The sequence below is a fragment of the Paenibacillus sp. GL_099_B genome, from assembly GCF_057835695.1.
The window spans coordinates 2,409,716-2,431,021 of the sequence record NZ_CM174430.1 but is presented as its reverse complement, the minus strand read 5'-3'; the positions used below and the strand labels follow the sequence as shown (position 1 = coordinate 2,431,021).

The window sequence follows — 21,306 nt, the reverse complement described above, 5'->3', positions numbered from 1 at the left end:
GCATTCACTCAAAAGCTATTATTAGCTCGTAATCAACGGGAGTGTAACAGTAACTCTTGTTCCCTCTCCCGGTTTGCTCATTATGGTTACACCATAAGGTGCCCCGTACAATAGCTCTATGCGATCATGTACATTCCGGATACCAATACCACTAAACAATTGCCGATTATTCTTCGGATTGGGCAGCGACTCACCCATGGAGAACCCTTCGATCCCGTCCCCATTATCCATAATCTCGCATATCAATGACTCTCCTGCTCTGGAGACCATCACATGGATGGTACCTGTTTCCTTGGAGATGAATCCATGGAAGAAGGCATTCTCGATAAAGGGCTGAATCACCAGTTTGGGCACATGATAATGGGTACAATCCGGAGCTACGTAGAAGGCTGCTTTAATACGTCCTCCGTATCGGACATGATTAATGAATACATAGTTTTTCAGGTTTTCGACTTCTTGCTCCACCGTTATTGTCTCACTCACATTACTAATCGTATTTTGCAATAAGGAGATTAACGCATTGATGGTTTCGGCAGCCCTATCCTTATTGCCTTGCTGAACCAGGACTTTGACGGAAGCCAGGGTATTGTACAGGAAATGAGGATTAATCTGGCTTTGCAACGCCGCTAGCTCGGCATTTCGTTGTTCCCGCTGTGTAAGCACCAACTGATCCACATAATCATGCAGTTCGTCCAACATGTAGTTATAGGCGTGACCTAACTGTCGACTCTCGTAACTTCCACTGACTGGAATATAGTTGTCCAGATCACTTTTCGTTATATTGGACATCTGCTTCACAAGTCGGCGCAGCGACTTGGTGATCTGATTCGTAATAAGGAATACGAGTATGAGCGCTCCGGCTACAATGGCTGCACAGATCAGAGCAACCGTCTTCATGTCAATCAGCTGCCCCATCGCGAGATCCTTATCGACGACGTTTACGATATAAAACCGATAAAAGGGCAAGTACTCGGACAGCACCACACTGTCCTGATCCATGACCCGTGCATTTACACCTTTTACACTTTCGTTATTCATTTCTCTGGCATAAGTCAGCAATTCGAGTTGAGTGGTACCGATCCATTCTTCACGATTGGACGATACAATCTCACCTGCATCATTCAGAATAACCACATCATTGCCTCTGCTCGTGAAGCTGCTGTAGAACTGACGAAATGCGTTCTCTCTCATGGTGACATACAACGTACCGTAAAGTCGGTTTTGGGCACGATCCGTCAATGCCTTGGTCGCTGAGATCATCTGCTGGGCAGTCCCATCATTCGTCTGATAGTCGTCAAAAATGATTCGATTCGGACTGGCCGCTGCTTCCAGCGTAATCGGTTGTTCTTTCAATTCATCCGCTGATAAACGAAGGTGAGACCGATCGGTTGAATACGTGCGTCCATTAATACCGCTAATCGTTATACCAACTTCATAGGACTCTGTTATCGACTGAATCCGGTCCATCGTTTCCCTCATATTATAATAGGATTTTGCCATCGTGAGGGAGTCCCCCTCCCCTTCAGACAGATAACCCCGTATTGCCCCGCTTTGGCTAACATTATTGGATACAGCAGCAATCGCATCGTTAAAAGATTCAAAGTTCGTTTTGATCTGGCTAAGTACCTTGGAGTTCGTAATACTGAACGTCTCGGTAAACAGCTTCGTCGACATATGAATCGATGTCCATAGGATGAGCACGGAGACAAGAATGATGCTAACGAACATAACGAGGAACAGTTTAGGGAAAAGTCCAAGCCTTGAAAATGCATTCATCCATTTCTTCATTTATTTCTTCCTTCTGACGTTATGCCCAGAATTTTCGCCGGTATCGGCTCGGTGATAGTCCGGTAAATTTTTTGAACACCTTGCAAAAGTAACTGTGGTCGGAATAACCTACCATACTGCTAATTTCGGAGATAGTGACATCGTCTGAGCGGAGAAGTTCCTCTGCCTTTTCAATCCGAATTTTATTCAAATATTCGTTAAAGCCTTCTTTTTTGTGTGAAGAGAAATAACTGGACAAGTACGATGGATTAAAATGAAAATGCTTGGCTACTTCGGCAAGTCCGAGTGGCTGATCAAAGTGCTCATGCATATATTCCAGCAGCATTTTCATATTCGGATCACTTCGTTTTGCGCCCTCTCCAGTCGTGCACTCCTGTACCTCAGCCATGAACTGATCCAGCACACTCATCGCTTCTGTTAGACTAGAGGCGCCATCCACATGTTTGAAATACTCATACTTGCTCTCTTCCAACGCAGCAGACTGCACATCCATATCTGCCAACGTAATGGTTACGTTAAAGATCAGATTGCCCAGAAAAGACTTAATTTCAAACACATCCGCAATATAATCCCGTCCCAACGTAAGGGCATGCTCCTGCAAATATTCTCTTGCCGCTTCAGTTCGATTTCTCTTCACATGCTGCAAAAACATGTTCACATTGAACTGATACCCGGCAGGATGAAGAGGCGGAAGTTCGCCATACACCAGAATAGATCGCTCCTCATAATAAAAGCGATACTCCATTAACTTGATTAGACGTGTTCGATATACGTCCCCCATCTCTTCAAATGAAGAGAAACTGTCGCTCAGCACCCAGCAATGTCCGTCCTGCCCATCCTTATTCTCGCTCGCCAACTCCTTAATTCGCTGCACCATCCATTCATCCTTCGCAGGCTCAACATTAAGAAGCACCACGGGCGACGTGCCTTCGGCCGGAACGATTGCGCACTCCACATCAGGGAGCAGGTCTCGTAACCTGGACTCCAACTGCTCGTTATCCAGCTTGTGCACATGTACTTGCGTATCCTGCGGCTTATATACGAGTAGACGGAAACATCGGTGAGGAAACGTCTCCCTTATCATATGCATCTCGTTTTCTTCATCCAACGTAAAACCGGACAGCATCTTCTCCATCAGTTGTCCGAGCTTCCACCCATCATGTGAAGGCTCAAACTGCAATTCGGGAATTTTGCCAGCCGTACGCTGAAGTACTTGTAATAATTCATTGGTATCCAGTTTAGGTTTCAAAATATAGTCTGCTGCTCCATTTTGGAGCGTTGAACGTACATATTCAAATTCACTGAAGCTGCTAAGTACGATAACCTCAATCTGCGGGTGACTGGCTTTTAACGTCCGGACAAATGTTTCCCCATCCATCACAGGCATCACGATGTCCGTAATGACAATATCCGGCTGTAACGATTGTACCTGTGCAAGCCCTTCTTCCCCGTTGGAAGCTTCACCTACAATCTGAAAACCTTCAGTTTCCCAGTTCATATGGTGCTTAATGCCTTGCCTTACAAGAAACTCATCGTCAACAATCAGCACCTTACACAACCGGTTCATGACCCTTGACCCCCTTGTCTAATCTCTCTTCTATGTCTGTTCAGGTTACACCATCATATATCGGATAAAATGGCCTCCCCGTGTTAGCGGTTACATTATTTTAAAAGTTTTGTACTTCTTTTTATATCTCAAAACGAACGTTTAAGCAATGGTAAGCATTTTGTATAAATCCAAAGAGCGTCTTTCAATAAGCAAGATATAGATCGAAATGCATCTATTCGTCTATATCTTGTACCCGGAAGCGAGATGATTCGAATTATGCAAAATGCTAATGGAAACTCTCTCTAGTGTACACTATATTTCGACAAAATAAGAAGCCCCGGCCCGCCATGAATCATTTTCGGCGAGCCAGGACTTTTTATCAATGTACGTTTAGATTAACTCCAACTTTCATTTCAAATTCAGGTCTAAGGTTCGATCCCCCATTGAAGACTTCCGGCAATATATCCAGTTACCTTGGTCCAGTCGGCGTAGACTGTGTGACTTGGAGCAAACGAATAATCATCCGTCTGAGTGTAGTTAGTCCAGTCTGTTTTGGAGAAACGGGCCTGAATTTCAGTACTTTGCCCCGCTGCCAATGAACCGGCAGAAGTTTTGAAACCAATCTCCAGCATGGAATCCGTTCCGGTCACTGGAGTCGACAGCGCACTAAACGTGCCTGTAACGTTTTCGTTTCCGGCTGTTGCCCAGTCACAGAAAAAGTTTTGGGTTTGAACGCCATTGATCGTATAATAGTAACGAATTTTGACGTCGGAAAGATTAATGGCCGAAGTACCTGTATTCGTTAATTTGATCTTGGGATTAATGGAGTTCCCCGTTGCTGAAGTCGTTCCATTAAACATCTCAATTCGAATGGCTCCTGCTGGTACAGCCGTCGTGTCTTTGATAGTCAGATTCAGGATCGCATCATTGCCTGCACTGAAATGAAAGGTTAACGCTGCGCTTCCCTTGGGCAAAGAAGCCAGATAGGTTTTACTCAACACAACCTGATTGCCGGATAATGTGTAATCCGTCCCTGAAACCAGCGTTGTACTTCCATTACGTATTGCACTAAGCGTGTTTCCGTTCAGTGTCAACGTGACAGGAATATCTGCCTGATTGCCTGTATTCTTGTCAAATTCCACATTCACTGGTGTGATGGTCGAACTGGTCACCGGAGTCTCGCCTCCACCTTCTCCACCGCCATTGTTCCCACCAATACGGTCAGCATATAAAATGCCTCGTCCATTCGTACCCAGATACACTCTTCCATACAAACGTGGATCACCTGTAATCGTGGTCACACGTGCATATTGATGCTGATTATCGTTTATCCGTACCCAATTCGCCCCGCCGTCATCGGAACGGAAAAATCCACGTGTTCCATCAATCTTAGCAATCGTGTACAGCGCGACCACGTTCTGCCCAGGTGCCGCTTTACCAAAACCGATGCTGTCCGCTTCCTCCACATTCGCAAGCTTGGTAAAGGTCGCTCCTGAATCGGTGGAATGCCACAGACCATATGGCCCTTCCTCTTCACTGCCACCTGCAAACCAAAGTTCGCCTTCCGTACCTGGAACAGCGTCCAGATCTGCATTTCCTTCTACCGGAAGCCCGATAGCCGCAGATGCAGTAAAGGAGGCCCCCCCATTGGTGCTCACATAGACTTTACCGGCAGCAAATCCATAGAATTTGTTCGGATTTACCCGGTCGGAGATCACTTTTGCCTGTGCGGGTATACCTGAACTCGCTGTCCATGAATTGCCGCCAGTGGAATAATGCACACCCTTGTCTGAGGTGCTCCATACAAGTCGGTTACCATTTGCCGAGATAGCTACGGTTCCTCCTCCGGTTGTACCGGCAGGCTCTGCGTTCGCCTTATACCACGTGGTCCCACCGTCGCTGGATAAACCAATGGATTTTGCATTCGGATCAGCAGTATAGTCTGCTTTCCCTACACGAACCATGGTATTTGGACTTAACTCTGCAAAATCCAGACTTTCCGTAGAAGAGTAGTTGGGGCTGGTAAACATGGTAGCTGGTGCCTGATCCAGATCGTTATGACGGAATCCCGAGACATCCCCTACTCCACTTAACAAATGTGCACCGCTTGGCGGGCTGATCAGATCCAGAACTGCGATTTCCTCGATCCCTTTGGCCATCACTGAAATATTGATTTTGTTCCCGTCATCCCAGTCTGTCAGATTTTTCGTGCCGTAGATGGTCGCACCTGTTCCATACATCATGCGGTCAGAGTCAAACGGGTCAATCTCCAGATCGCCAATCATCCAGCCTAGCTTTGGAGAAACTTCAGGCGGTGTAGGATTCGTCCCAAAGGTCAACCAAGGAGCGGCCGAAATATCCTGTGTATAGCGCATTTTGCGGTTTGGATATCCTTCAAATTCCCAAATGCGGGTCCAAGTAGCTCCACTGTCCGTACTGCGGAACAGATTCGCGTCAGGCCACCAAGAGTTGAGGGTTGCCACCATCAGTGTACCAGGATGCTGAGCATCTACAGCCAGTCCGCCGTATCCAAAATAATTGTCCGAGCTGCTGCTCGGCACTGGACTAATGTTGGTCCATACCCCTGTAGACGTATTTAATTTCCAAAGGTCTCCCTTTTCCCCATCATAAGGGCCTGCACCATCGCTATAAGAGATATAGAGATTTCCATTGGCATCCAGTTCTCCGTGATGAGGTAAATACCCTGTAGGCTGTCCAGTAACAGCAGTCCACGTTGCGCCTCCATTTGTACTGCGGTATATGCTTTGATTTTTGTCGGCTACCCCGACATAGATGGTCTGTGTTGCCTGTCCAGCAGAACCTGTTGATTTGTCAAACGTGATCCAAGAAAGACCCACGATGTCACTGGTATATTCATAAGACGGGTCTTCCACATACGTACCCGGATTCGGGAAGCTCGTTACTTTGTTCCAGGTTACGCCGTAATCTGTACTTTTCCAGAGTCCGTTGCCACTACGTGTACCAAAATACAAAATGCTATTTTTATTCGGATCAACGGTCAGGCGTTCCCCCATGGAACGTCCCGGCATGTTACCGCCGACTTTGAACGGAAGAGTGGTGGTCTGCCAAGGCGGTCCGTAGAGCGCAGGATGGAACCGTTGTTTTTATCCCATGAATTCGTGTACGTACCGACAGCCATATACACTCGATTCGGATCAACCGGGTCTGTTGCAAGCGCATCGACACCGTTTTTGTTCCAGTCATCCCAGCCGACAAAATCGGTGAGCGGGATCCAACTCTCATTCGCAGGGTTCCAGCGAAAGGCTCCCCCGATATCCGTCCGGGCATAGATCAAATCTTTCTCTGACTCATTGAAAATAATCCCCGGCACAAAACCGCCACCAGCCCCGGTTACTACATTTTCCCACTGGTATGAATCACTCGGTGCCGCATCTGTTGTTCCAGTGAGCACGCCCAGTGAAACTGCTGCAACGGCAACTGTCAAACTCATCACCCGCAGCTTTCCCAAAAACGTTTTCATAATTACTTAGCCTCCTCTTCAATATGTTCATCGCATCCGGTAAACCCCGCTGTGTCATCATGTTGATGAGTGCAGTGTCAGACATTTAATGCATTGGAACAGGCAACCAGCCCCACCTCCTCTCCATTTTTATAAAACGCTTTCATAAATCAATTTCGATTACCATTCATTGGATTAACCTTGCAATAAATAACATTCGATGGCAATTAAAAAACCCCTTCTGCCCAAATTTTATTTTTTGTATTTTTTTCTGCATATCGCTTTTGAAAACATAAAAAAAGGATGCTGTTTAAAACAGCACCCTTCTCCATTGATAAATATTTTATAGACGAAGAACAAAGTTCTAGTAACACGGTCCTTCATTTATTTTGCATCCGACTGTGCTCCCCCGCCAAAAGCGTAGGTTTTCTGCCCTTTCACACCCGGTCTGACTACAAATAGAGATCCAGCATTCGGCGTCTCCGTCAGCCGTTCTTCTTGAATACCAATTCGCGCAGTCGTAATATATAAGTCCTCCAAATCAGGTCCTCCGAAACAGCAGGATGTCACCTGATCTGCAGGTACCTCAATCTGTTGCATCAGCTCTGCTGTATGCGGATTCCAGCGAGTGACTCTTCCTCCACCCCAGTGGGCAACCCACAGCATTCCCTCACTGTCTACAGTCATTCCATCCGGATAGCCAAATTGCTCCGGTATAGCAATTACACTTGTCCGGTTCGTTATTTCTCCAGCAGCCAGATCAAAATCAAAACGGTCAATGGATCGTGTCGGCGTATCAATGTAATACATCTTCTGTTGATCCGGGCTCCAGCCCAAACCATTGGATGTAGATACATCCCTGAACAACGTTCGAACAGGCTGTCCTTCCTCCAGGCAATAAAATGCCCCCGCTTTGCTTTCATTGTTCATGCTCATCGTCCCTGCCCAGAAGCGTCCAAGCGCGTCACACTTCCCGTCATTGAAACGGTTATTGTCCTTGCCTTTCTCCGGATCTTCAATCGGCTGTAACACTCCCGTGAGCAAGTTGTAGGTGTGGAATCCACTGCGCAAAGCAACGACAACCTTATCATCCTGGTATGGCACAACCGCACCTACATGCTCGCCAACATCATAAGTCCGATCTTCTCCTGTAGCCGGAACGTATACATGGATCTTATAGCTTTCAATATCCACCCATAATAATCGATTGTGTTCAGCATCCCAGCTTGGACCTTCGCCCAACAGTGCCGGGGTATGTACTGCAATGTTCAAATTGCTCATGCCATCACGTCCCTTTTTAAGATTTGACGCCGCCTGACCATTCGAAACCAATGGCATCCAGGAACGCTTTGGAAAGCACCATATGGCCTGTTGCATCGGGATGAACCCGATCGTAAGTCAGCACGGACGTATAGAAATGATCCCAGAATGGAGTAAATGCGGCCTGTGTATCCACGAAAATGGCATCATATTCAGCCGCTACTCTACGAACAGCTTCACCGTATATATCCATCGTAGCCCGCATCGGATCTTCCGGATTGGCTTCCAAATAATAAGGAGACATCAGAACAAGTCCTTTCAAGCCAGGACGAACAGAAGCAACCAGATCACGCAGTGTGGATTCATATTCCTCCAGAAAAACTTGCGAGTCTGTGGATAGTGAATTGTCAAATTGACGCCATACATCATTAATCCCGATCATGATGGTTAGCCAATCTGGTTTGAGATCAAGCACATCACGGTCCCAGCGCTGCTTCAAATCACGGATCGTATTCCCACTATTACCCACATTTTGAATCCGTAACATCAATTCCGGGTAGATGGAACGCAGCAAGGCATACACTTGCGCCACATAGCCATGCCCCAGTCCAGAACTACCTTCACCAACAGGATGTTTACGGCCACAATCAGTGATTGAATCTCCGATAAAAAGCAGCTTATCATTCTTTTGCAATTTCATTGTCGTTTCTCCTTCGCTCTCATAAGCGTTAAAATATGTGAGATCACTCGTGTTCATTTTTCATATTCAGGAAAGACATAGATCAGCCAGGTGCCGCATTACCACCCTTGATTCTTAAGCCAGGTCAGGCACAGATCAGACCAAGCCCGAACGGCATGGTCATCTTCTGCCAATCCCAGACCATGTGAACCTTTTTCAAATACATGCAAGTCATAAGGAATGCCGTGTGCACCCAGGGCAAGCGCGTAACGCAAACTGTTTTCTACAGGGACCGCCTGATCATCACTCGTATGCCAGATGAATGCTTCAGGAGCGTCGCCTTTCACCTGCTGCTCTGCACTGAAAGCCTTGATCTGTTCAGCAGACACATCTGACCCAAGCAGATTTTCACGAGAACCGGCATGTCCGTAGGACTCCATCGTAATTACCGGATAACAAAGAATAACCCGATCCGGGCGTGAACTCTCCCTTTCAATAGGGTCTTCGTGATCTGGTTGACCCTCGTCATACAAGGTTCCCAACGTGGCTGTAAGATGACCGCCCGCCGAGAAACCAAGCACGCCAATCTTGGAAGGCTGAATGCCAAATTGCTCGGCATGAGCCCGTACATAACGGATCGCACGCTGACCATCTGCCATGGGTGCCGGATGCTGGTGAGGCGCCACACGGTACTTCAACACAAATGCGCTAATTCCCGCACGGTTCAGCAATTCAGCGATTGGAGCTCCTTCATGATCGGCCAAAAATCCATAGCCCCCACCCGGACATATAATGACAGCGCTCTCGGAACCGGGCTGAATAAATGGAATCAGATGGGGCATTTCATCCTCATGACCCTTAGCCGCATAAGGTGCTGCATGGTCCCACAATGGTACAGTTGATGTCACTTCTATCATCCTCTCTAAGTTGAACGGATACGTTGATCCGTATAGTCTTTTTCCAATCTAAGGAATCGATATCATCATAACGGGTAGCACCCTTGCGCATCAATACCTTCCTGGCATCACTTTTTGTTCAATTTGTAACAGGTTACACGGAATCATCATGCTTGAACAGTGTTTTATAGCACATTTATACCTCAGAATGATTAATATAACGTTCGATACTGCTCCGGAGTTACGCCCTCAATCCGCCGAAATGTAGCCACAAAATGACTCGCATCCCGAAAACCAACCTTCGCTGCCGTTTCCTTGACGGTTAGTTTGCTGTCCCCTGTCATCCATTCTTTCGATTTGCGAATACGGAGGAGAATGAAATAACTATAGGCGGTCATGCCAAAGGATTGTTTGAAAAGGGTATTCAGGTGCCTAGGCGTAATGCCTGGTATGGCGGCCATCTGTTCAAGACCGATTTCGGGATCGGCATAGTGTTCATTCATAAATGAAATTAAAGGAGCCAGCCGTTCCACGGCATGGGAAATCGAAGAACGACTGCCTGTCATGCCATGTTTTTTGAGCAAAATCAGAAATCGGTACATGTCCGCTGACGCTTCCAAGCCGGATAAATCCTGGTCACTGCTGATGGAACCCAGCACTTCCCTGCCATAATATTCAAGCGGGCTCTCTGAGTCCCACTGGTGAAGGGCTGCCTCCCCCAAACCAAGTGACTCCGTAATGGCCGGGCACTGAGAGCCTCCAAATGTAATGTAAAGTGTCTCCCATTCTCCTTGCGAGCGTACATACTCGTGCGGCTCATTCGGCGGCAGCAAAATGCCGGATGTCTCTCCCAGCAGTACAGTTGAACCTGCAAATCTGAACTCTCCCGTTCCCTTCACCGTCTGAAGCCAGTGATAACAAGGATATCCGGCAGGTCTGTACACATTCTCCTGATTGCCGTTATACCCTATACTTTCGATGTAGAGCGGAAGCGGCTGATCCCGTGGGGTCATAAAATAGCGCTGATAGTGAGGTGAAACAAGCATAGCATGCTCTCCTTTGGGCATAAAGTTTAATAATATATTTCCGTATTCTTATACTCATCATTACTTTTCTTATATTTTAAAAGTCATATGAATCATATAATATAAAATTATTCTTATACAAGAGGTGAACACATTGATTAGCAGCAAATTACCCAAAATGTTCTATGGCGGTGACTACAACCCTGAACAGTGGGATCACGAAACCCATATTGAAGACCTGCGCATGTTCAAACTGGCAGGTATTGATATTGCCACCATCAACGTATTTTCATGGGCACTGATTCAGCCTGATGAAGTGACTTATAATTTTGAAGGTCTTGACCAATATATTAATAAACTTTATGAAAGCGGTGTCTATACTTGCCTCGCAACGAGCACTGCTGCCCATCCTGCATGGATGGCGAAGAGATATCCGGATGTGCTCCGTGTAGATACTAATGGGCGTAAGCGTAAATTCGGCGGACGCCACAACTCCTGTCCGAACAGTCCAACATATCGCAAATATTCTGAGAAGATTGCAGAAAAACTGGCGGAACATTACAAAGATCATCCAGCTGTTCTTGTATGGCATGTTTCCAACGAGTACAGCGACGACTGTTATTGTGAAAACTGCGAGAAAGCCTTCCGCGTGTGGCTGAAAGAGCGCTATAAGACATTGGATAATGTCAACAAAACGTGGAACACCAATTTCTGGGGACACACGTTCTATGATTGGGACGAGATTGTACTTCCAAGTAATCTGAGCGAACACTCGGGGGACAACAACTCGACCTTCCAGGGAATCTCGCTAGATTACTCTCGCTTTAACTCCGACAGTATACTTGATTGTTACCGGCTGGAGTATGATGCGATCAAAAAACATATCCCGGATTCGGTGGTTACAACCAATCTAATGGGATTTTACAAACCGCTGGACTACTTCAAATGGGCTAAGTATCTGGATATCGTTTCTTGGGACAGCTACCCGGGTCTCGCAACTCCGGTCAGTTACACGGCTATGGCTCATGATCTGATGCGTGGAGTGAAAGATGGTCAACCGTTCATGCTTATGGAGCAAACACCCAGCCAGCAGAACTGGCAACCCTATAACTCACTGAAACGTCCCGGCGTTATGCGCCTGTGGAGTTACCAGTCCGTTGCCCATGGCGCCGATACCATCATGTTCTTCCAGCTTCGACGTTCCATTGGCGCCTGCGAGAAGTATCACGGTGCAGTAATTGAACATGTAGGTCATGAGAATACCCGTGTATTCCGTGAAGTCGCGGAGCTGGGCAAGGAATTACAGCTGCTGGGCGATAAAACGCTGGATGCTACTGTTGAAGCCAAAGTGGCAATTGTGTTTGACTGGGACAACTGGTGGGCGATCGAGAAATCCAGCGGACCTACCGTTGCACTGAACTATGTAGATCAAATTCACAAATACTACGCTGCCTTCTTCCGCCGCAACATTCAGGTGGACATCGTTAGTGTGGATACCGATATCAGCAAATACGACATCGTGCTCGCTCCGGTACTCTATATGGTTAAACCAGGCTTTGCGGCCAAACTGGAGAAGTTCGTTGAAGCAGGTGGTACATTCCTGACAACCTTCTTCAGTGGTATCGTCAATGAGAGTGATATCGTAACAACCGGGGGTTATCCTGGCGAACTTCGCAAACTGCTCGGTATCTGGGTCGAAGAAATTGATGCACTGCTGCCTGAGCAAAGAAACAGTATTGTCATGAAAGAGGCTTATGGCGATCTTCAAGGAGAATATGGTTGCGGCATGTTGTGTGACTTGCTGCACAGTGAAGGTGCAGAAATCATTGCCGAGTATGGAGACGACTTCTACAAAGGCATGCCTGTGGTAACCCGAAACACGTTTGGTCAAGGTGAAGCCTGGTATGTAGCTTCCGATCCGGAAGATCGATTCCTGGACGGCTTGCTGGGACAACTGGCTGCAACCAAAAATATTGATTCTCTTCTAGATACTCCGGAAGGTGTTGAAGTGACTGCTCGTACCAAGGATGGACAACAGTACCTGTTTGTCATGAATCACAATGCTACCGCTCAATCCTATGATTTGGGCAAAGCTGAGGCTAATGATTTGCTCACAGATCGGTCCCTTTCAGGTACGATCGAGATTGAAGGACGCGGTGTGCAACTGCTTGAAATGAAATAATATTCGAAAATTGATGATACAACATGTTACATGGAAATCGCATTGATCTATATTTGCAGCTTAAAAGGGTGTCAATTGTTAAAATTTAAAGTATTATATGATTGAACTTGTTTCAATCTGCTACTTCCCGTATCCGTTTAGACCGGATACGGGTTTTTGTCATTATTTGTGAGGCTATCGGTTAGAAGGAAATACCGAGAAGCGAAGCGAATTGGACGAGACACACAATTTAACGACGCACCGCCGGGAAAAGGAAGCGGCCCTCCGAAAGTAGTCGCTGCACTGTATAGAATAAATAATATAACGTGCGAAATATTGGTGACAATCATGATGTCACTTATACACTGCTACAATGGGAGGAACACTCCAGCATCCTTTCCGGCGGCGCAACCCTCGAAACGGAGTGGCTGACATGAATAGAACAAATCGGCTTGCCGCCATCGTTATGGCATTGCAGCACGGTCACGAAACGGCACATTCACTTGCAGAAAAGTTTGAAGTTTCCCGCCGTACCATCCTGCGGGATATCCAATCTCTCTCAGAGATGAATGTCCCGATCATTGCTATCTCCGGTCCCGGAGGCGGCTTCAGACTTATGGAGGGGTATGTACTGCCCCCACTGCAATTAGACCCGGTTGAAGCAGCTACTCTCATCTTTGCTCTCGAAGGCCTAAGCCATTATGCAGATACCCCTTTTCAAGAGAAACGCTGGACATTAATGGACAAAATCAAAAGCATTATTCCGGATGATGTCAAAGCAAGGATGGATCCCATGCTCAAACAACTGCAGCATGATGTTCCCGAGCGAAACTACATCCTTCATCATCTGGAACCGCTTCTGGCTTGTATCCCGGAGCAAGGGTGGCTGCGTATGTTATACCGCTCTGCTTCCCTTCAACGCTGGCTAACGATCTGCCCCATTCGAATCTATGCTTCAGCCGGTTTCTGGTATTGTGAAGCGTATTCGGAGGAGCATGGTGAACAGCGCCTGTTCAGGGCAGACCGTATTCTGGACGTTACGCCAGTTGAGCTACTTGAATCACAACAGCTGGCAGAACAGGCAAAGCGACAGCGCAGCAAACCGAAATCTCCCGAACCTTCTCCGACACGTGTTACCGCACGTCTGAGTTACAGCGGAATGATCGAGGCAGAACAGGACAAGCATATTGGAGAACGGATGACCGAGATTGCTCCGGATGTATGGGAACTGTCCTTTCTCTGCCCTCCCGGTGAGTGGGCCTGGGCCGTACGATTTTTTTATCGACTTGGAAGTGAAGCAGAAGTACTTGAACCCGAGAACCTTCGCTGCGAGATTCGCAAACATGCCGAGGAAGTATACCAGATGTATCTTACTTCCAACAATAATCGTTGTAGCACACGCTAAAAAGGAGCTTGCCAAAATCATGATAAATGAGCATGAATCGATCGTAACTTACGAAGAAGCTGTGCAGCGAATAGAGGCTGTGGGACTGCTCCCACTCGCCCCTTTATTTCCTGAATACCCTTCACTGTCCTCCATAACGCCTAAAGAAAACTGGCACAAGGATAACGAGTTTGATCCCTGGTTGTGGCGTTCACGTCTGGCTGAGGAAGAGATCGCTGCCTATGGCAAATTTCTCAAAAATAAAGCCATTCTTGTCTCACGCGAATATTTCCCATGGGTGCACCGTCTGCTAGCGGACTCCAGAGTCATGAAAGAACAATATGACGCGGGTTTGCTCTCTCGAGAAGCATTCAAACTGTATGAGATAATCGAGAAGCATGAGGGGATTGATGGACGTACGTTGCGTTCACAGGCAGGTTTTGGGGCCAAAGAGGACAAAAAAGCATTTGACCAGGGGCTGCTGGACCTTCAAGGCATTAGCGCTATTGTCATCTGCGGCACCAAAGAAAAAGAAGGCCTCGCTGAAGGCAAAGTTGCTTGGAACAGCTCTGCTTATGAGACCTCAGGCTGCTGGATGAAGCGTCAAGCTATTAAGCCGTTTGAGGGCAGCGTTGCAGATGCGAGCGAACTCCTGGTACAACAATTGGAGAAACATACTTCTGCTGCCGCACTCACCAAAATCAAAAAATCCTTTGCGATACATTGATTGAAATACTTGTAAACGACAAATCCCGGAAGCCGAAAAGGGCTACCGGGATTTGCTGTATATACGTTTATCATACATGCAACTGATATAAAGCAACGAACGAATACCATTACAGGATGACTCCATCCTTGAATATTGCAATTTCCCGAAATCCATGCTGCTCGCTGAGCGTATGCGCCCGTCCTGAAGCAATATCGATCAGTTGGCTGAACAGCTCTACTTTCACGTCTTCCATCGTCTTTCCTTCCAGCAGTTGACCTGCGTTAAAATCGATCCAGTGCTTTTTCCGATTTGCGAGGTCAGATTGGGTTGCAATTTTGACGGTAGGTACCGGGCCTCCAAAAGGCGTTCCGCGACCTGTCGTGAAAAGAACAATGTGCGCACCCGCAGCAGACAGTGCCGTAACAGACACGAGATCATTCCCCGGAGCTTCCACAATGTTCAGGCCGGTTTGAGTGACACGTTTGCCATAACGAAGCACATCAACTACGGAAGAACGTCCTCCCTTTTGCGTACATCCCAAAGATTTTTCTTCCAGCGTGGTAATCCCGCCTGCTTTGTTCCCTGGTGAAGGATTTTCATATATATTCTGACCATGGTTCACAAAGTATTGCTTGAAACCGTTCACCAAGTCTACCAAATCATCAAATACCTGCTCATTGGCCGCCCGATTCATCAGAATGGTCTCTGCACCAAACATCTCGGGAACTTCGGTCAATATGGCCGTACCTCCAGCAGCAACCAGCATATCCGCAACGGAGCCAACGAGCGGGTTCGCCGTAATTCCGGACAGACCGTCCGAACCGCCGCACTTCAATCCAATTTTGAGCTTGCTCAAAGGTAGCGGCTGACGCTGTTCATGTTCGACGAGCTCCACGAGCTCTTCCATCAGACGCAGTCCTTCCTCAAGTTCGTCATCTGTTTCCTGCGCTTTGAGAAAACGGACTTTTCCCTGATATTCCGGTGCGATACATTCGCGGAACTGGTCTACCTGATTATTTTCGCAACCCAGACCAATGACCAGCACGCCGCCAGCATTCGGGTGTTCCACCAGGGAAGCCAATACCTGCTGCGTATATTTCAGGTCATCTCCCAGCTGCGAGCAGCCGAACGGGTGTGGGAAATGATAAACACCATCCACCCTGCTGCCGAACTGCGACTGGCCCATCCGAGCCAAAGCCTCACATACTTTATTAATGCAGCCGACCGTATTTACAATCCAGATTTCATTACGGATACCTGCTTCACCGTTAGGGCGCAGATACCCATCAAATGAACGCAGATGTTCCGGAGGCATGTCCGTCTGAACAGGTGGTCCTGGCTGATACTGATATTCAAGTAATCCGTGAAGTCCTGTTTTTAGATTGTGACTGTGAACCCAGCTCCCCTGCTCAATCTGTTCTTTGGCTATCCCAATGGAAAAACCATATTTCATCACATCCTCGCCCGGTGCGAGGGTACGCACAGCAATTTTATGGCCTTTGGGTACGTCATCCCTTAATGTAAAAGCGCTGCTGTCTGGCAGGGTAATGCTTTCCCCTTTTACATAATCCCGAAGGGCTATAATGACATCGTCCTGCGGTTGAATCGCAATCCAGTCATTGACTGTACGTGTTGTGTTCATTAACTCTCACCTTCCAGCAAACCAATTTCGTAAACGAGTGCTTCGCGAAGCCCCTCTCGATCATCCAGATTCTCCCCCCAGATCGATACATCAGACAATACAGCAGCTACACTCTGCTCTAATTGCTGCTTATCCCTCTTCAGAGGATCATAACTATCCCAATGCTTGGCGAGTGCAGCCAATACATCCACATCATCCCGAAGCAGGACGGACTCACCGTTCAGACGCTGTGCCATATAACCATCTGGCGTAGCCACTGGACGATATAGACACAATAGTCCCGCAAATCCCTTTACGAGCCGTGCAGGCCAGCTCCCCTGATTTTGCTCATAGGCCAAAAGTGTAGGCAGCACACGGACCTTGAACTTTCCTACTGTATTTAATGCAATATCCTGCAGCTTGTGATTAATATACGGATTGAGGAAACGTTCAAACACTTCAGCTGCGTACTGATCCAGATTATGATCCGGCATATCCAGTGCAGGTACGATCTCCTGATGTACCGCTTCTCTGACCCATGAGCCAAACTGCGGGTCTTCCATCGTCTCTCTTACATGTTCCTTGCCTTGCAGAATGCCGAGCGAAGACATGAGGGTATGAGCACCATTCAGAATACGAACTTTGCGCAGTTGAAAAGGTTTCAAATCCTTCACCCAATGTACGTTGAGTCCCGCCTGTTTTAGGGGGAGTTTCTTGTCCAGTGCTTCATCTGCCTGAATGGCCCAGAAATGATACGGCTCTGCCGTATTGACCAGTAGATCCTCGTATCCCCAGCGATTGGTCAGGGAATCGGCTTCTTCCGTAGTCGGTGCACCCGTGACAATCCGGTCAACCAGATTGTTCAGGAACAAATTATGGTTCTCAACCCATGAACGGAAGCCTTCAGAATAACCGAAATCTTCACTATGCCGCAGCACACAACTGCGCAGTACATCCCCGTTGCCCTCAAGCAACTCACACGGCAGGTGAATCAATCCTCGGGATGGATCCCCATCAAAGCGCAGATAACGTTGATGCAAAAAGACCGTCAGTTTACCCGGAAATGATTGTACCGGTTCACCCTGCGTGTACTCTGAATACGTATATTTCAATCCCGATTCAGTTGTATTGGAGATGACAAACTCCAGGGAAGGCAATTCCGCTAGCTTCAGAAAATCCTGCCATTCTTCGTATGGATTAATACACTGTGAAAAAATCGAGATCATTTCCGTACGTTCCACTGCTTTTCCCTGTGATAGCCCCCGGGTAATCATCGTGTACAATCCATCCTGATCACGAATTTGTTCCAGCTTCGCCTTTCCCCCAGGCCGAGGTTGGGTCACCGCAACACTGCCATGGAATTTGCCTTGTCTGGCACTCTCATGAAGCATCCAGTCTGCAAACCCACGCAAAAAGTTGCCTTCCCCAATCTGTAGTACCTTTACGGGACGTTCCATCACTTCTTTGCACTTGCGCTGGCTATCACTTCCGAGCAGATTCAGCTTTAGCCTTGGTCTTTTCGTGCTCGCCGACATGAACACTCACCTCATCGTTTTATTTGTCAACATCAGATGCCCGCTGCACGACACACAGCCGCTTACACTTCCATTGAAAACGCTTTAAATCCATTGTATCATCAATAAAAGGAAATTTAATTGCTTATATTGCGGTAAATGTACTCTTTCATGATCAGGTGTATTCTCTTTTTTTGTAGCCACTGTTTCGAAAGGAGATCGAATGGAACGTTCACCCGTTCGTACAACCATTCAGGCGGAATCGGGGATTCCCTTTCGTCTGGTGTATGCAGATACCAAGTCCCCCCAGAACGAGTTGCCGGATCATCTTCATGACTGGCATGAAATTATTTATGTATACCGGGGTCAGGGCACCATTTTCATTGATACCGGTCTTGAGGACATGCAGGAGGGCGATTTGTTCATCATTCCTGGCAGCACGGTACATCGCGCATTGCCGGATGCCGGGAATCCGGTGACTTCGTCGGCTTTGTTCTTCAGTCCAGGATTACTGGCCTCCACAGCGGGAGGCAATGCGTCAGCCATACTCTCTCTATTTGAACGCTGCCGCAAACGCAGGGTGTACAAGAGGCATCTGCAGGCCAAGGAGCAAGCCCAGGTTGCCGCGTTAATTGACGACATTCATGCAGAATTCCAGTTAGAACATCACCTGAGTGCCCACGCCGCTCTGCTGCGGTTGCAACTCTTACTTATTTATCTGGAGCGATTGGAGGCAGTTGGTCCTGCAAGTCCTGCCAGAAGTGTTCCTGGACCAGGCTGGCTCTCCTCTACGCTGACTCATATGGATGAAGAGCTGCGCAGTGGCCTTTCCTTGCCGGAACTGGCACGGCAGGCGGCCGTATCCCCGGCGCACTTCAGCCGTGCGTTCAAAAGGTATACCGGCATGACGCTAACTGACTATGCATTGGCCCGCCGGGTCATTATGGCGAAAGAGCACCTTCTTCGAAGTGATGAGACGATGGCCGTTGTTGCCGATGCCTGCGGCTTTGAGAGCCTGCCCCATTTTTATCGTCAATTCAAGAAACTGACGGGTACCACACCCGCTGCTTACCGTAAAACCATGAAGAGTCAGGATCAAACGTGATTGTCACGACATCCTGAAATGTAGAGATTTGTCTGTGTGTAACATATTCTTCCATACTATTCGTGTGGTATGTTATAATACTGAATTACAATGTCGGAAACGATGCGTTTCTGCTGCCAGAGGAGCCTTACATCCCATGTTAAACGAATTGAATCGCAGAAATATCGGCATCTTCGCACACGTCGATGCAGGGAAAACAACAACAACAGAACATATGTTATTTCAAAGCGGTGTCGTACGTAGTCCAGGTCGCGTAGATGACGGAACAACAGCCACAGACTCTCTGGATATTGAAAAGGAACGAGGCATTTCCGTGCAGGCGGCTATGACCTCTTTGATCTGGAAAGATACGATTATCGATCTGATTGATACGCCGGGACATATCGATTTCAGCTCTGAGGTAGAACGATCCCTGCGTGTTATGGACGGAGCCGTTCTGATTGTGTCCGCCGTGGAAGGGGTTCAATCCCAAAGCGAGACCATCTGGCATGCTCTCCGCTCGCTTGGAATTCCTACCCTGATTTATATTAACAAAATGGATCGGGTTGGCGCCTCTGCTGAGACGGTTATCGATCAGATCCGCTCCAGTCTCTCTCCCTTCGTATGCGAGATCCAATCCTTTCGTATCAATGAAGATGTGTTCGAGGGCATTGACTCCTTATGGAATGAGAGCCAAACGCAAGTGAAGGGTTCTTCTTCATCTATCCCCGGCCTTTTTGAATTACTGGCCGAACTCGACGAAGATCTGATGGAAGCCTACATTAATGGTGAAACGCTGCCTGTTGACCAGCTAGATGCAGCATTTCGCAAACAAGTGCATCAGGGAGAAGTGTTCCCCATTTGTTATGGTGCTTCTGGCAAAGGGATCGGCGTAACTGAGCTGCTGGATGCCATCATCGAATTTCTTCCTGCACCTGCACAGCCTCAAGAACCTTCAGTATCCGGGGTTGTATTCAAAATTGAACGGGATAAAACGATGGGCCGTACAGCCTATGTTCGTATGTATGGTGGCAGCGTGCATAATCGGGATACGATCTATAACTCCACTCGGAAGCTGGAAGAGAAAGTGACACAGATTCGCCGAATGGATGGTCGGAAATGGGCGGATACCGGTGCTGTTCATGCCGGACAGATCGCCGCACTGTACGGACTAAGCGAAACCCATGTTGGTGATATTATTGGCAGCCCCGAAGGTGTGCCTCCTGTACCCCAGCTGGCTGTTCCCTTGTTGACTGTGCAGGTCCATGGTAAAGACACGGCTCGTTATCCTGACCTTGTAGCAGCATTGCAAGAGCTGACGGATGAAGATCCCCTGCTCGATTTGCAATGGTTACCTGAGGAACGGGAACTGCATCTTAAAGTTATGGGAACCATTCAGCTTGAGATTCTGTCCAGCCTGTTGATGAGTCGTTTCGGACTGAATGTCGTATTCGACCCGCCGTCCGTCATCTATAAGGAAACTCCTCGTTCTTCTGGGGAAGGCTTCATCGCGTATACGATGCCCAAGCCCTGCTGGGCCATTCTTCGATTCAGCATTGAGCCATTGCCGCGTGGCAGCGGTCTGGTCTACTCATCCACCGTCCGCACGGATCATCTCCTGCTTCGTTATCAGAATGAAGTGGAGCGCCGCATTCCCGAAGCGCTATCTCAGGGGTTGTTGGGATGGGAAGTTACCGACCTGCGCATCACGCTAATTGAAGGAGAGCACCATGTCTGGCATACCCATCCACTGGATTTTGTGGTAGCCACGCCGATGGGGATCATGGACGGATTGGCAAGCACCGGTACAACCCTGCTGGAACCCATTCTGAATTTTCGGTTAACCGTCCCTGAGGAGTACGGTGGCAAAGCGCTCAGTGATCTGGTACATATGAGGGCAACCTTTGAAGCGCCGATCATCGGAGGCGGACGATGTATCGTTGAAGGACGTATGCCTCTGGCAAGCTCCATGGATTATCCTGTGAAGCTGCGTTCAGAGACGAGCGGACGCGGGGTGCTCACGACTTCTTTTGCCGGGTATCAGGATTGTCCTTCGGAGGTGACCCATACGCGGAAACGCAGAGGAGTTAACCCGCTGGACCAATCCAAATATATTTTAAGTGTTCGAAATGCGATTACATCATAATTGGAGTTG

General features: G+C 47.9%; 13 protein-coding genes and 1 pseudogene. 5 read left to right on the top strand and 9 right to left on the bottom strand.

From position 1 onward, the window contains the following. Positions 1-21 precede the first annotated feature (21 nt). The 7 genes and pseudogenes from AC3ITG_RS11315 to AC3ITG_RS11285 form a co-directional block, all read right to left on the bottom strand. Positions 22-1,788: a cache domain-containing sensor histidine kinase gene (locus tag AC3ITG_RS11315; RefSeq protein ID WP_489253769.1), complete on the bottom strand. Its 1,767-nt coding sequence runs from the start codon at positions 1,786-1,788 to the stop codon at positions 22-24. A 19-nt stretch (positions 1,789-1,807) separates the two neighbouring features. Next, positions 1,808-3,355: a response regulator gene (locus tag AC3ITG_RS11310; RefSeq protein ID WP_489253768.1), complete on the bottom strand. Its 1,548-nt coding sequence runs from the start codon at positions 3,353-3,355 to the stop codon at positions 1,808-1,810. Positions 3,356-3,762: 407 nt separating this feature from the next. Further along, positions 3,763-6,839: pseudogene (locus AC3ITG_RS11305) on the bottom strand (cellulose binding domain-containing protein). Positions 6,840-7,202: 363 nt separating this feature from the next. Continuing rightward, complete coding sequence (locus tag AC3ITG_RS11300; protein WP_489253767.1) at positions 7,203-8,099, bottom strand: SMP-30/gluconolactonase/LRE family protein; 897 nt, start codon at positions 8,097-8,099, stop codon at positions 7,203-7,205. Between the two features lie 16 nt (positions 8,100-8,115). Next, complete coding sequence (locus AC3ITG_RS11295; RefSeq protein ID WP_489253766.1) at positions 8,116-8,778, bottom strand: SGNH/GDSL hydrolase family protein; 663 nt, start codon at positions 8,776-8,778, stop codon at positions 8,116-8,118. Positions 8,779-8,876: 98 nt separating this feature from the next. Then, a complete protein-coding gene (locus tag AC3ITG_RS11290) occupies positions 8,877-9,665 on the bottom strand; it encodes an alpha/beta hydrolase (RefSeq protein WP_489253765.1) in 789 nt (262 codons plus the stop codon). A gap of 200 nt (positions 9,666-9,865) precedes the next feature. Further along, entirely contained in the window at positions 9,866-10,699 is an 834-nt protein-coding gene (locus AC3ITG_RS11285; RefSeq protein WP_413377384.1) for an AraC family transcriptional regulator, read from the bottom strand. A 133-nt stretch (positions 10,700-10,832) separates the two neighbouring features. Here AC3ITG_RS11285 and AC3ITG_RS11280 point away from each other — a divergent pair, with 133 nt between their 5' ends. The 3 genes from AC3ITG_RS11280 (at position 10,833) to AC3ITG_RS11270 (ending at position 14,950) form a co-directional block, all read left to right on the top strand. Then, a complete protein-coding gene (locus tag AC3ITG_RS11280; RefSeq protein WP_489253764.1) occupies positions 10,833-12,860 on the top strand; it encodes a beta-galactosidase in 2,028 nt (675 codons plus the stop codon). A 412-nt stretch (positions 12,861-13,272) separates the two neighbouring features. After that, complete coding sequence (locus tag AC3ITG_RS11275) at positions 13,273-14,244, top strand: helix-turn-helix transcriptional regulator (RefSeq protein ID WP_489253763.1); 972 nt, start codon at positions 13,273-13,275, stop codon at positions 14,242-14,244. 19 nt (positions 14,245-14,263) lie between these two features. Beyond that, positions 14,264-14,950, top strand: coding sequence for an AlkZ-related protein (locus tag AC3ITG_RS11270; protein ID WP_489253762.1), 687 nt, complete (start codon positions 14,264-14,266; stop codon positions 14,948-14,950). 109 nt (positions 14,951-15,059) lie between these two features. On the opposite strand, the gene AC3ITG_RS11265 is transcribed toward AC3ITG_RS11270, so the two are convergent. Then, positions 15,060-16,574 (bottom strand): UxaA family hydrolase, encoded by a 1,515-nt coding sequence (locus tag AC3ITG_RS11265; RefSeq protein WP_489253761.1) that lies wholly within the window; start codon positions 16,572-16,574, stop codon positions 15,060-15,062. Beyond that, entirely contained in the window at positions 16,574-18,088 is a 1,515-nt protein-coding gene (locus AC3ITG_RS11260) for a tagaturonate reductase (RefSeq protein WP_489253760.1), read from the bottom strand. Before AC3ITG_RS11260 ends, AC3ITG_RS11265 begins: the two co-directional genes overlap by 1 nt. Before the next feature lie 202 nt (positions 18,089-18,290). Here AC3ITG_RS11260 and AC3ITG_RS11255 point away from each other — a divergent pair, with 202 nt between their 5' ends. Both AC3ITG_RS11255 and AC3ITG_RS11250 read left to right on the top strand, forming a co-directional pair. After that, positions 18,291-19,172 (top strand): helix-turn-helix domain-containing protein, encoded by an 882-nt coding sequence (locus AC3ITG_RS11255; RefSeq protein WP_489253759.1) that lies wholly within the window; start codon positions 18,291-18,293, stop codon positions 19,170-19,172. Between the two features lie 136 nt (positions 19,173-19,308). Next, positions 19,309-21,297, top strand: a complete 1,989-nt coding sequence (locus AC3ITG_RS11250) for a GTP-binding protein (protein WP_489253758.1) — start codon at positions 19,309-19,311, stop codon at positions 21,295-21,297. Positions 21,298-21,306 lie beyond the last annotated feature (9 nt).

What these genes read in the sequence shown, in the direction of transcription:
- AC3ITG_RS11315 (WP_489253769.1), bottom strand. Translation starts at nt 1,788, where the DNA reads ATGAAGAAATGGATGAATGCATTTTCAAGGCTTGGACTTTTCCCTAAA.
- AC3ITG_RS11310 (WP_489253768.1), bottom strand. Translation starts at nt 3,355, where the DNA reads ATGAACCGGTTGTGTAAGGTGCTGATTGTTGACGATGAGTTTCTTGTA.
- AC3ITG_RS11300 (WP_489253767.1), bottom strand. Translation starts at nt 8,099, where the DNA reads ATGAGCAATTTGAACATTGCAGTACATACCCCGGCACTGTTGGGCGAA.
- AC3ITG_RS11295 (WP_489253766.1), bottom strand. Translation starts at nt 8,778, where the DNA reads ATGAAATTGCAAAAGAATGATAAGCTGCTTTTTATCGGAGATTCAATC.
- AC3ITG_RS11285 (WP_413377384.1), bottom strand. Translation starts at nt 10,699, where the DNA reads ATGCTTGTTTCACCTCACTATCAGCGCTATTTTATGACCCCACGGGAT.
- AC3ITG_RS11275 (WP_489253763.1), top strand. Translation starts at nt 13,273, where the DNA reads ATGAATAGAACAAATCGGCTTGCCGCCATCGTTATGGCATTGCAGCAC.
- AC3ITG_RS11270 (WP_489253762.1), top strand. Translation starts at nt 14,264, where the DNA reads ATGATAAATGAGCATGAATCGATCGTAACTTACGAAGAAGCTGTGCAG.
- AC3ITG_RS11265 (WP_489253761.1), bottom strand. Translation starts at nt 16,574, where the DNA reads ATGAACACAACACGTACAGTCAATGACTGGATTGCGATTCAACCGCAG.
- AC3ITG_RS11260 (WP_489253760.1), bottom strand. Translation starts at nt 18,088, where the DNA reads ATGTCGGCGAGCACGAAAAGACCAAGGCTAAAGCTGAATCTGCTCGGA.
- AC3ITG_RS11255 (WP_489253759.1), top strand. Translation starts at nt 18,291, where the DNA reads ATGGAACGTTCACCCGTTCGTACAACCATTCAGGCGGAATCGGGGATT.
- AC3ITG_RS11250 (WP_489253758.1), top strand. Translation starts at nt 19,309, where the DNA reads ATGTTAAACGAATTGAATCGCAGAAATATCGGCATCTTCGCACACGTC.